Genomic DNA, 10933 nt, shown 5'->3' with positions numbered 1-10933 from the left:
AACTCTTCTTTCAGGCTCATGGTATCTCTCGTAGTCCAAGGCATGATGACTTCCCGGCGAAGTTGGTTCGCCGCAAAGTGTCCACCATGTCCCCGCACACCCGTCAACCATGTGTCCGGTCCGTACAGGCTCCTTTCAAAAGTGAGCCGCTGTCAGAGCGGAACCCTAAGCGGCCGTTACCGCAGGAATGGATATACACCCGGTATAACGGTGTCGACTGTGAGGCCGTCTTCGCAGGCAAGCCAGCTCCCACATTTGGATCGCGTTGCGTCAGCTAGATCAGCGCTGTCAGGCCGTCACGGGAGCAGGTTCACTCGCCACAGGGTCAGTGTCGTACTGAAGTTGTGTAGATACCTATGGCTATCACAGGCAAGCCCACACACATTTTTGATCTATGTTCAGTTCAGGACTTCGCTCAAAGGAATGAAGTTGACCCGGTCGCCGATGGCCAGCGTGGTCCCTTCCATCACCTCCACAAAGCCTTCAGCCCACGCCGCACTGCGCAGCACCCCGGAGCTTTGGTTGCGGTAGATGATCGCCTTGCCCTGTTCGATCCGCCCGCGCAGGTACTCGCGGCGGTTGCCGGGTTTGGGCCAGACGAACCCTGCCGGCACTTCGAAGCGCAGCGGCTGCACCTCCAGCACACCTTGACGGCGCAACAGATACGGGCGCGCCAGCAGCGCAAAAGTCACCAGGGTCGACGCCGGATTGCCCGGCAGGCCGATCACCGGCACGCCACGAAAATGCCCGAAGGTCAGCGGCTTGCCCGGTTTGATCGCCAGCTTCCACAGCGCAAGCTCACCCTCTTCCCGCAAGGCAATGCCGAGGAAGTCCGCTTCGCCCACCGACACACCGCCGGTCGAGAGGATCAGGTCAACGCTGCCCAGCCCCGCCAGGCGCGCGCGGGTCTGTTCCAGATCATCCGGAAGAATCCCGGCATCGATCACTTCGCAGCCCATGCGCATCAGCCAACTGCACAGCACGCGGCGGTTGCTGTTGTAGATCTGCCCAGGGCCGAGCGGCAACCCTGGCTCGATCAGTTCGTCGCCGGTCGACAACACGGCCACGCGTACGCGCCGCACCACCTCGAGTCGATCACGTCCAAGAGACGCGGCCAAACCGAGTTCGATAGGGCCCAGGCGGGTGCCGGCACTGAGTACAGTCTCGCCGACCGTGGTCTCTTGGCCCTGAGGCCGGATGTTGTCGCCCATCTGCAATGGCTCGGTGAAACTCACGCGCTGGTCGGTATGCACCACGGCGTTTTCCTGCATCTGCACGCAGTCAGCGCCTTGGGGCACCGGCGCGCCAGTAAAGATGCGCGCACAGGTGCCGGCCGCCAAGGGTTCAGGGGCAGTGCCGGCGAAAATCCGCTGGCTCACCACTAAGGGTTCGCCGGTCCAGTCCGCCAGGCGCACGGCGTAGCCGTCCATGGCACTGTTGGGCCACGGTGGCAGGTCGAGTGTGGAGATCAGGTCCTGGGCCAATACCCGGCCATCACACTCAGCCAGGGGCAGTACTTCCTGCTCGCGGATCGGCGCGGCGGCGGCCATGTCGAGCAAACGCTGCAGGGCTGCTTCCACCGGCATCAGGGCGCCGGTCTTGCCGGGCTTATCCACGGGATTCACAAGGTTCGGCCTGCTTCAGATGCGGGACGAAGTTGCACGGGCGGTGACGGTTATCCAGCTGCTCGGCGAGGATGCCGTCCCAACCAGTGCGCACGGCATTGGTGGAGCCCGGCAGGCAGCACACCAGGGTGCCATTGGCCAACCCCGCCAGGGCGCGAGATTGCACGGTGGAGGTGCCGATATCGGCCACGGAGATCTGGCGGAACAGCTCGCCAAAACCATCGACCTGCTTGTCGAGCAGGCAGCTCACTGCTTCAGGGGTACTGTCGCGACCGGTGAAGCCGGTGCCGCCGGTAATCAGCACCACCTGCACCACGTCTTCGGCGATCCAGTGGGCCACCTGGGCGCGAATCTTGTAAAGGTCGTCCTTGAGCAGCACGCGCTCGGCCAGGCGGTGGCCGGCGGCCGTGAGGCGGTCAACAAAGACCTGGCCGGAGGTGTCAGTCTCCAGGGTGCGGGTGTCGCTGACGGTCAATACAGCAATATTCAGGGGTACAAAGGGCGCATCGGCCTTGGCTTTCATGGCACGGTCCGGTTGTCGAAGGAACAGCCCGATGTTATATCACAGGCCCCTGTTTCCCTGCCGCAGCGCAACCACCATGACGTTTGAATTTCCTTCTCTGCCGTGTTCGATCCTGTTGCTGGCCGGTGGTCGCGGCCAACGCATGGGCGGGCAGGACAAAGGGCTGCTGGAATGGCAAGGTCAGCCCTTGATCGCCCACCTGCACCAGTTGGCCCGGCCGCTCACCGATGACCTGATCATCTCGTGCAACCGCAACCATGAACGCTACGCGCTCTATGCCGACCAACAGGTGAGCGATGACAACCCGGGCTTCCCCGGCCCGCTGGCAGGTATCCGTGCAGGACTCTTCGCCGCACGCCATGAGCATCTGCTGATATTGCCTTGCGATGTGCCGCAGATCGATGCGCGACTGCTCGCCGACCTGCGTGCGACCGCACGACGCAACCCGCAGGCGCCGGTGATGGTGCGCCAGGGTGAATGCTGGGAACCCTTGCTGTGCATCATTCCCACGAGCCTGAAAAACCAAGTGGAACAGGCATGGCAAGCGGGTGAGCGCAGCCCGCGTAAGCTCTGGCTGCAACTGGGCGCGGTGGCCTTGGAATGCCCGGCCGATGACCCGCGCCTGGCCAATCTTAATACGCCCGAGCTGTTGCACCCCCGGGCTGGCATGTCAGAATGAACCCTGCACAAGGAACTTTGCCGGCGTCCCGTACGTCACAAGGTCAGCAATTTAAAAGTATTCTCTCGGAGACAAACTCATGACTCAACGGACCATCGCCGCTCTCATGCTTGCACTGGGCCTCGCCACCCTCGCCGGTTGCGCTTCGCCAACAGTGATCACCCTGAATGACGGTCGCGAAATCCAGGCCGTCGACACCCCGAAGTACGATGAAGATTCGGGCTTCTACGAATTCGAACAACTGGACGGCAAGCACACCCGTATCAATAAAGATCAGGTTCGCACCGTTAAAGACCTGTAAGCCTCAGCGCTTGCACACAAGGCCCGCCTCGCGCGGGCCTTGTTGTTCCTGGGGTTTACCAGTCCAGGGTGATCTGGCTGCGAAAGCTGCGTTGTTCACCGCTTACCGGGTCGATAAAGCGCACGCCCTGGGCCAGCAGCTTGAGAGGCTTGGCGTAATCGTCCTCGGCATCCTTGATCACTTCGGGGTAGAACGGGTCATTACAGATGCTCGCCCCGAGCGCCGTCATATGCACGCGCAACTGGTGCTTCTTGCCGGTCACCGGGAACAGGCCGTAGCGCCATAGATCAGCGTTTTTCTCGCGCACCTCTACCGCCGTCTCGGTGTTGCTGGCACCCGGCCCTTCCTGCATGCGAAAGAAAGGCTCGCCATCCACCAAACGGCTTTTGTGCACCAACGGGAAAGTAAGGTGCGGCAAGGCCGGAGCGATGGCTTCGTAGAATTTGTCGATACGTCGCGTGGGAAACAATTGCTGATAGGCCGAACGGCTGTGCGGGTTGGCGGAGAACAGCACCAACCCCGCCGTATGTCGGTCGATGCGATGCAGGGGCACCAGGGCGGGATTGTCCAGGCGCCGGATCAAGCGTCGCAACAAGGTGTGCTCGACGTACTCGCCAGCGGGTGTCACTGGCAGGAAATGCGGTTTGTCCGCCACCACCAGGTGCTCATCCGCGTACAGGATGTTTTCCTGCACCGGAATCACTTTCTCGTTGGGCACTTCGCGAAAGTAATAGATGCACAAGCCTTCCTTGTAGCCCAGGCCCACGCTGATCGGGCTGCCATTGACATCCAGCACCCGGCCGCGGGCAATGCGGTCCAACCACTGTTCGCGGCCGATGGCCGGAAAGTGTGCGCACAGGCAATCGAGCACCGTCACCCAGGAGCCCGGCGGCAAGTACAGGGTGCTGGCTTGGTGCTGGGAGGGGGAAAAAACGGAAGTGGACATGCCGACGCTCAAAGCCTGGAAAACAGGCGGGCATTATCGCCCATGGCGCACGATTGCCTAGGGCCTATCTCAGGCCTTGGCCAGTTGAGCCCGCAGCACCGGCGAGGCGCTTGCCGCCTCGGTGAATTCCTTGAGCCAGCGCAGCACGTCCACCGCTTCCCAACGGCCCGGGTCATACAGCGCGTAGAGCAAGCCCTGATAACCCACCACATCGAGCTGCTTGTGATAACCGGCGCGCTGGAACAGCGCCTCGATTTCCGCGAAGCAGGTGTTGAAATGCACTTTGTTAAACGGCGTCTTGCCTTCCGTGACCAGGCCATCGAGGCGCAGTTCGTTCACCGCGTCACGCACCACATCGGCGGACATGCGATTGACGCTGCTTTTAAGTTGTTCAACATTCACCACGGGCGTTCCCTCTATTCAATCGCTGTACGAATATACAGTAACTTAATATTTGGAAAGCCGCCATCGCATAAATCTCAGCGCAGGAAGGTAACCACCTGCGCGGTGTCGAACGGCCAGTCCAGTTCCGCCCCGGTGTCCGTGCGGCGAAGCACCGGAATCCGCAGGCCGTAGACGTCTGTCAGGTCCTCCGGATCGGCGATATCCACCAACTCCACCAACAGCCCGTGTTCGACGAGCGGCATGACTTCGGCTTCGGCAATCTCACACAGATGGCAACCCAGGGTGCCGAACAGCTGGCATACAGGAAGCATGATGAAAGGACTCGAACAAGAAACGAACGTCCATTCTAGTCCCAACAAGCCCCTGTAGGAGCGAGCTTGCTCGCGAAAAACTCCCGCGCGCCGCGTTCACTCAGGAACCCCGCGGTATCGTTGACGTTTTTCGCGAGCAAGCTCGCTCCTACGGCGCAAAAAGCCTGATCCAGATCACCATGGCGTATAACTGATTCAGCGATTCTTGCGGCTTTTTGCCGCTCGCCCTGCAACGGAGATGCCTGTGTTCGCCAACCTGCTGATTATTCTGGCCTCATCCCTGGTGGTGATTGCACTGTTTCGCCGGCTGCATCTGCCGCCCGTGCTGGGCTACCTGTGCGTAGGCCTGGCAGTGGGCCCCACCGCGCTGGACTGGGTCAATGACAACGAAGACCTGCCGGACCTGGCCGAGATGGGTGTGGTGTTCCTGCTGTTTTCCCTGGGGCTTGAGTTTTCCCTGTCGAAAATGTTTGCTCTGCGCAGCGTGGTATTTGGCCTGGGCAGCCTGCAAGTGCTGGGGTGCGGGGCCTTGCTGGGCGCGCTATTGATGAGCTTTGGCCTCGCACCTGGCGTCGCGTTGTTACTGGGCGCAGGGCTGGCGTTATCGTCCACCGCCATTGTCAGCAAGGAGTTGACCAGCCTGGGTGAAGTCTTCAGCAGTCATGGGCAGAATGCGATCGGCGTGTTGCTGTTCCAGGATGTCGTAGCGGTGTTGCTGCTGACATTGGTACCGGTATTCGCCGGCAGCAGCGACCAAGCCTGGTACTGGGCGCTGCCGCTGACCTTGGGCAAAACCGTGGTGCTGTTCGTGGGCCTGTTGTTCGCCAGCCGCTGGCTGCTGCCGCGCCTGTTCCGTGAAGTCGCCGCGTCTCATTCGGCGGAACTGTTTGTGCTGCTGGCGCTGGTAATTGTCTTGCTCACCGCCTGGCTCACCCACCTGCTGGGCCTGTCCCCTGCCCTCGGTGCATTCCTGGCCGGCATGCTGCTGGGGGAAAGTCATTACCGACACCAGATCGAAGCCGATATCCGCCCGTTTCGCGACATCCTGCTGGGGCTGTTTTTTGTCAGCATCGGCATGCTCATCGATCTGCAGTTGTTCGTCAGCCACAGCCTGTTGATCCTCGGCCTGACGCTCACGCTGATGCTGGTCAAAGGCAGCGTCGTCGCGGCGCTGGTCAAGTGGCGTAACAGTGACACCGAAACAGCCTGGCGCAGCGGTCTGGCGCTGGCCCAGGGCGGCGAGTTCTGTTTTGCGCTGATGGCGCAGATGCAGCAGAGCCGGTTGATTCCCGATGAGTTCAACGGCCTGCTACTGGCTGCCACCTTCTGCTCGATGCTGCTGACACCGCTGCTGTTACGTGCGGCACCGGCCATCGCGCTGCGCCTGCATCGCAAGCCCAACCAGCAAGTGCAACTGGAAAACATCACCGCACTCAACGCTCAATTACACGGACACGTGGTGATTTGCGGGTATGGCCGGGTAGGCCAGTCCATCGGGCGCTTTATGCGCCGCGAACAACAGGCGTTTATCGCCCTGGATGATGACCCCGAACGGGTGCAGGAAGCCGCCACCGAGGACAGCAATGTGCATTACGGCGACTGCCGCCGCCGTGCATTACTCAGCGCCGTCGGCCTGGAACGGGCGCGGTTGGTGGTGATCGCGGTGGATAACAGCGATGTCGCCCTGGTGGTGCTCAAGGAGGCGCGGCAGATCAACCCAGACGTGCCGATCCTGGTGCGCACACGCGATGACACCCAGTTGGCTGAACTCAAGGCCGCGGGCGCCAGCGAGGTGGTGCCCGAGTTGCTGGAGTCGAGCCTGATGCTCGCCTCCCACGCCCTGATCCTGCTGGGCCTGCCGGACCAACAGGTGCAGGCGCGAGTGAATGAAGTACGGCGCAACCACTATAGCCTGCTGCACGGTTTCTACCCACCGCCACACACTGACGAAGACGCGCCGATCAGTCCTGACTGACCGCGCCGATCTTGTGGATCGACAGGTCCGCGCCGTAATACTCCTGTTCCTGGCTCAAGCGCAGCCCTTGCACGCGCTTGATCACGCCGTACACCAGCAAGCCGCCGCCAAATGCTACCGCCACACCCAGCCCGGTGCCGATCAACTGGCTGATCAGGCTCACGCCGCCCAGCCCACCCAGGGCAGCCTGCCCGAAGATGCCGCAGGCAATGCCTCCCCACACGCCACACAAGCCATGCAACGGCCACACGCCCAGCACGTCATCGATCTTCCAGCGCACCTGGGCAGCGATAAAGCACCACACGAACAAGCCGCCAGCGACCACACCCGTGACCAGCGCGCCCACCGGATGCATCAGGTCGGAACCGGCGCAGATTGCCACCAACCCGGCCAAAGGACCGTTGTGCAGAAAACCGGGATCATTACGGCCAATTACCAGGGCAGCCACGGTACCACCGACCATGGCCATCAGCGAGTTGACGGCCACCAGGCCACTGACGCCATTGAGGGTTTGCGCGCTCATTACGTTAAAGCCGAACCAGCCCACGATCAGAATCCACGAACCCAGCGCCAGGAATGGAATGCTCGACGGCGCAAACGCCACCAGGCGCCCTTCACGATAACGCCCATTGCGCGGGCCCAGCAGCAACACCGCCGCCAGCGCCAGCCAGCCGCCCATGGCGTGAACCACCACGGAGCCGGCAAAGTCGTGGAAGCTGGCGCCAAAGGTTGCGAGCAGCCACGCTTGCAGGCCAAGGTTGCCGTTCCATACCAGGCCTTCGAAGAACGGGTAGATAAACGCCACGATCAGCGCCGTGGCACACAGCTGCGGGGCAAACTTCGCACGCTCGGCAATCCCGCCGGAAATAATTGCCGGAATCGCCGCGGCAAACGTCAGCAGGAAGAAAAACTTCACCAGGCCGTAGCCATGATCGGCGCTGATCACCGCGGCCGGTTGCAGGAAGCTCACACCGTAGGAGATCCAATAGCCTATAAAGAAATAGGCCAGCGTTGAAATCGCGAAATCGCTGAGGATTTTCGACAAGGCGTTGACCTGGTTCTTCTGGCGCACCGTGCCAACCTCAAGAAAGGCAAAGCCGGCGTGCATGGCCAGCACCATGACCGCGCCAATCAGAATGAACAAGGTATTGGAACTGTGGACGAGGGTGTCCACGGCGCTTTGCAAGTTTTCCATGGAGGTTGGCAGGCCTGCATCAAGGCAAAAAGCACCAAAGCGGTTCAAGCCAGGGTTTCGCGCACTAAATTGGCACCGTCGGCTCCGCCTTTCTTCAGAGGGCGTGAACCGCTTTAGCGCAGCGATCAACACAACAGGCCGTTGCCGAAAGGGTTTTTCCGCGAAATTAAGTGATTTAGGGTAAGGTTTTCCAAGGTTTTCACCTCGACCGCCCGGATTCAGCGCAGGCTCCAGAACCTGCGCACCAAGGCAAAGCAAAAGCTGTACCACACAATTGCAATGAACCTTCAGCGAACGCCGCGACTCGAAACCACACGTACAGATCAGCTACCCACGGAGATAACCATGGCCGGTAAAACAGCAAAGACTGCTCAAGAGATACTGATGGAGGATTTTCAAACCCTGGTCAGCGATACCGAAAAGCTGCTGGACGACACTGCCGTGCTGGCCGGTGACCAGGCTGACGAGCTGCGCACCAAGATCCACGAGAGCCTGCTCAAGGCCCGCGAGACCCTGCAACTGACCGAAGACTCATTGCGCGAGCGCGGCCAGGCGGCAATCACCGCCACCGAAGACTACGTGCAAGCCAACCCATGGCAGTCGGTCGGCATTGCTGCCGGCGTAGGCTTTTTGATCGGTCTATTGGCTACAAGGCGCTAACCATGTCTATCGGCGAATCCAGCTCATCCACGAGCGCACATTCCTCAGCAAGCGGTTCAACTTCCCGACGCCTGGGCGCAGCTGTGCTGGGCTTGCTGCACAGTCATGTCGAGTTGTTCGGCATTGAATTACAAGAGCAAAAGGCCCGTACCGTCAGCCTGTTGCTATTTGCCGGCCTGGCGTTGGTGTTTGCCCTGCTGTTGCTGGTGGGGTTGTCGACGCTGGTGATGATCCTGGTGTGGGACACGGGCTATCGCCTGACCGGCATCATCTGCCTCTGCGTGTTCTACAGCCTGGCCGCTGCGTTCTGCGGTGTGCGCTTGAAGGCGGCGGTATTCGATGAGTCCACGCCCTTCCACGCCACGCTCGAAGAACTGGCCAATGACCGGGAGCGCCTGCTGCCATGAGCATGACTGAGATCCCGCAAAATACTTCTCGCCGGGAAATGCGCAAAGCCTTGATTCGCCTGCGCATGGAAATGCACCGCCAGGAAATCCGTCATGAGTCCCAACAACTCATGGCGCCCCTGCACAAAATGCGCAACATGCGCCACAACTGGCAGGACAGCCTGGGCATCAAGCACGCGCCGTTGTGGGGCGTGGCGGCGGTTACGCTGATGGGCTTCTTTACCGGCAAGGGCGCCAAGGGCGGCAGTATCAGCAGCATCACGCGCCTGGTGCGGCTAGGTGCCGGCTTGATCCCCCTGATCAAGTTGGCCATGCAAGGCTCTTCGCGCAAAAGCTGACCCTCGTGAGCCGATGACCGCAATGACCAGACACCTGCTGGTCATTGCGGTTTTTTGCGCTGCCTGCTAATTGATACCGACGCGGCCGACCGCTGGATTCGCCTGCCCTTGAAGGCCGAACCGGGAAGCTGGAACTGTCATTCACACTACGGAGAGCCTGCGCCTTGGATTGGCCCACCCTGCTAACCCGCGAACGTCTTGGAAAACCCCTGCACAGCCCTGAAGAACTGGGCCGCAGCCCCTTCCACAAAGATCACGACCGCATTATTTTCTCCGGCGCGTTCCGGCGCCTGGGACGCAAGACCCAAGTGCATCCGGTTTCGAGCAACGACCATATCCACACACGCTTGACCCACTCCCTGGAAGTCAGCTGCGTGGGGCGCTCACTCGGCATGCGCGTGGGCGAAACCCTGCGCAGCGCCCTGCCCGACTGGTGCGACCCCAGCGACCTGGGCATGGTGGTGCAATCGGCCTGCCTGGCCCATGACATCGGCAACCCGCCATTCGGGCATTCCGGCGAAGACGCCATTCGCCACTGGTTCCAACAGGCCGCCGGGCGAGGTTGGCTGGATGGCATGAGCAGCGCCGAACGCAATGACTTCCTTAACTTCGAAGGCAATGCCCAGGGCTTTCGGGTACTCACCCAACTTGAATACCACCAGTTCGACGGCGGCACGCGGCTGACCTACGCCACCTTGGGCACGTACCTCAAATACCCCTGGACTGCCCGTCACGCCGACTCGCTGGGCTACAAGAAACACAAGTTCGGCTGTTACCAGAGCGAGTTGCCAATTCTTGAGCAGATCGCCCACAAGCTTGGCTTGCCCCAGTTAGAGGAGCAACGGTGGGCGCGTCACCCGCTCGTCTACCTGATGGAGGCAGCCGACGACATCTGCTACGCGTTGATCGACCTGGAAGATGGCCTGGAAATGGAGCTTCTGCAGTACAGCGAAGTGGAGTCGTTGTTGCTCGACCTGGTCGGTGATGACCTGCCACAAACCTATCGCCAGCTGGGCCCATTGGACTCTCGCCGCCGCAAGCTGGCGATCCTACGTGGCAAAGCCATCGAGCACCTGACCAATGCGGCTGCGCAGGCGTTTGTCGAACAGCAGGACGCCCTGCTGGCCGGCACGCTGCAGGGAGATCTGGTGGAGCATATGCACGGCCCGGCAAAGCGCTGCGTGCTGGATGCCAAAGACATGGCTCGCAAGAAAATTTTCCAGGACAAGCGCAAGACATTGCATGAAATCGGCGCTTACACCACCTTGGAAATCCTGCTGAACGCGTTCTGCGGCGCGGCCCTTGAACAACATGGCGGGCGAACACCGTCGTTCAAGAATCGGCGCATTCTCGATTTGCTGGGCAACAGCGCACCGGACCCCGCCTGGCCACTGCACGCCTCGTTCCTGCGAATGATCGACTTCATTGCTGGTATGACCGACAGCTACGCCACCGAAATGGCACGGGAAATGACTGGGCGTTCCAGCCCTCAGTAACGCTTGCATCCGACCGCCTGTTCCCTGAAACGAATTGCCCTACGATGGGAACAGAGCGGACTGATCGAATTC

The 10933-nt window shown here is 60.9% G+C and carries 13 protein-coding genes; 7 read left to right on the top strand and 6 right to left on the bottom strand.

What is annotated here, in order from left to right; genetic code table 11:
* Nucleotides 1-398 precede the first annotated feature (398 nt).
* Nucleotides 399-1625 carry a molybdopterin molybdotransferase MoeA gene (locus tag GIV35_RS23945; protein WP_105226269.1) on the bottom strand — a complete coding sequence of 409 codons (1227 nt, stop codon included), beginning with the start codon at nucleotides 1623-1625 and terminating at the stop codon, nucleotides 399-401.
* Nucleotides 1609-2148, bottom strand: coding sequence for a molybdenum cofactor biosynthesis protein B (gene moaB / locus GIV35_RS23940; protein WP_014717696.1), 540 nt, complete (start codon nucleotides 2146-2148; stop codon nucleotides 1609-1611). The genes GIV35_RS23945 and moaB overlap by 17 nt, the downstream gene beginning before the upstream one ends.
* A gap of 76 nt (nucleotides 2149-2224) precedes the next feature.
* Here moaB and mobA point away from each other — a divergent pair, with 76 nt between their 5' ends.
* Entirely contained in the window at nucleotides 2225-2827 is a 603-nt protein-coding gene (mobA, locus tag GIV35_RS23935; RefSeq protein ID WP_105229105.1) for a molybdenum cofactor guanylyltransferase MobA, read from the top strand.
* 79 nt (nucleotides 2828-2906) lie between these two features.
* Nucleotides 2907-3128: a YgdI/YgdR family lipoprotein gene (locus GIV35_RS23930; RefSeq protein WP_003189935.1), complete on the top strand. Its 222-nt coding sequence runs from the start codon at nucleotides 2907-2909 to the stop codon at nucleotides 3126-3128.
* Nucleotides 3129-3183: 55 nt separating this feature from the next.
* Here the strand turns inward: GIV35_RS23930 and GIV35_RS23925 are convergent, their stop codons facing one another.
* From GIV35_RS23925 to GIV35_RS23915, 3 genes are all read right to left on the bottom strand, one after another.
* Nucleotides 3184-4074 (bottom strand): pseudouridine synthase, encoded by an 891-nt coding sequence (locus GIV35_RS23925; RefSeq protein ID WP_236265554.1) that lies wholly within the window; start codon nucleotides 4072-4074, stop codon nucleotides 3184-3186.
* A 69-nt stretch (nucleotides 4075-4143) separates the two neighbouring features.
* Nucleotides 4144-4479 (bottom strand): hypothetical protein, encoded by a 336-nt coding sequence (locus GIV35_RS23920; RefSeq protein ID WP_003189932.1) that lies wholly within the window; start codon nucleotides 4477-4479, stop codon nucleotides 4144-4146.
* A gap of 74 nt (nucleotides 4480-4553) precedes the next feature.
* A complete protein-coding gene (locus GIV35_RS23915; protein ID WP_105226267.1) occupies nucleotides 4554-4790 on the bottom strand; it encodes a glutaredoxin family protein in 237 nt (78 codons plus the stop codon).
* Nucleotides 4791-5028: 238 nt separating this feature from the next.
* Between GIV35_RS23915 and GIV35_RS23910 the strand changes: the two genes are divergently transcribed.
* Entirely contained in the window at nucleotides 5029-6765 is a 1737-nt protein-coding gene (locus GIV35_RS23910) for a cation:proton antiporter (protein WP_236265555.1), read from the top strand.
* Here the strand turns inward: GIV35_RS23910 and GIV35_RS23905 are convergent.
* Nucleotides 6752-7960, bottom strand: a complete 1209-nt coding sequence (locus tag GIV35_RS23905) for an ammonium transporter (RefSeq protein WP_034127164.1) — start codon at nucleotides 7958-7960, stop codon at nucleotides 6752-6754. The genes GIV35_RS23910 and GIV35_RS23905 overlap by 14 nt on opposite strands.
* Before the next feature lie 345 nt (nucleotides 7961-8305).
* On the opposite strand from GIV35_RS23905, the gene GIV35_RS23900 reads away from it, so the two are divergent.
* The 4 genes from GIV35_RS23900 to GIV35_RS23885 all read left to right on the top strand — a co-directional run bounded on the left by GIV35_RS23900 (nucleotide 8306) and on the right by GIV35_RS23885 (nucleotide 10861).
* Complete coding sequence (locus GIV35_RS23900; RefSeq protein ID WP_003189926.1) at nucleotides 8306-8620, top strand: DUF883 family protein; 315 nt, start codon at nucleotides 8306-8308, stop codon at nucleotides 8618-8620.
* A gap of 2 nt (nucleotides 8621-8622) precedes the next feature.
* Nucleotides 8623-9027, top strand: a complete 405-nt coding sequence (locus GIV35_RS23895) for a phage holin family protein (protein WP_005786473.1) — start codon at nucleotides 8623-8625, stop codon at nucleotides 9025-9027.
* Nucleotides 9024-9365: a hypothetical protein gene (locus GIV35_RS23890; protein WP_034127163.1), complete on the top strand. Its 342-nt coding sequence runs from the start codon at nucleotides 9024-9026 to the stop codon at nucleotides 9363-9365. Before GIV35_RS23895 ends, GIV35_RS23890 begins: the two co-directional genes overlap by 4 nt.
* A 164-nt stretch (nucleotides 9366-9529) precedes the next feature.
* Entirely contained in the window at nucleotides 9530-10861 is a 1332-nt protein-coding gene (locus GIV35_RS23885) for a deoxyguanosinetriphosphate triphosphohydrolase (protein WP_034127162.1), read from the top strand.
* Nucleotides 10862-10933 lie beyond the last annotated feature (72 nt).

Source organism: Pseudomonas sp. PA-1-6B (genome assembly GCF_021609545.1).
Taxonomy (GTDB): Bacteria; Pseudomonadota; Gammaproteobacteria; order Pseudomonadales; family Pseudomonadaceae; genus Aquipseudomonas; species Aquipseudomonas fluorescens_BV.
This window is presented reverse-complemented; position numbering and strand designations above follow the sequence as displayed.

Excerpts from the sequence above, each read along its gene's own strand:
- moaB (WP_014717696.1), bottom strand. The coding sequence starts at position 2,148 with ATGAAAGCCAAGGCCGATGCGCCCTTTGTACCCCTGAATATTGCTGTA.
- mobA (WP_105229105.1), top strand. The coding sequence starts at position 2,225 with ATGACGTTTGAATTTCCTTCTCTGCCGTGTTCGATCCTGTTGCTGGCC.
- GIV35_RS23930 (WP_003189935.1), top strand. The coding sequence starts at position 2,907 with ATGACTCAACGGACCATCGCCGCTCTCATGCTTGCACTGGGCCTCGCC.
- GIV35_RS23925 (WP_236265554.1), bottom strand. The coding sequence starts at position 4,074 with ATGTCCACTTCCGTTTTTTCCCCCTCCCAGCACCAAGCCAGCACCCTG.
- GIV35_RS23915 (WP_105226267.1), bottom strand. The coding sequence starts at position 4,790 with ATGCTTCCTGTATGCCAGCTGTTCGGCACCCTGGGTTGCCATCTGTGT.
- GIV35_RS23910 (WP_236265555.1), top strand. The coding sequence starts at position 5,029 with ATGCCTGTGTTCGCCAACCTGCTGATTATTCTGGCCTCATCCCTGGTG.
- GIV35_RS23905 (WP_034127164.1), bottom strand. The coding sequence starts at position 7,960 with ATGGAAAACTTGCAAAGCGCCGTGGACACCCTCGTCCACAGTTCCAAT.
- GIV35_RS23900 (WP_003189926.1), top strand. The coding sequence starts at position 8,306 with ATGGCCGGTAAAACAGCAAAGACTGCTCAAGAGATACTGATGGAGGAT.
- GIV35_RS23895 (WP_005786473.1), top strand. The coding sequence starts at position 8,623 with ATGTCTATCGGCGAATCCAGCTCATCCACGAGCGCACATTCCTCAGCA.
- GIV35_RS23890 (WP_034127163.1), top strand. The coding sequence starts at position 9,024 with ATGAGCATGACTGAGATCCCGCAAAATACTTCTCGCCGGGAAATGCGC.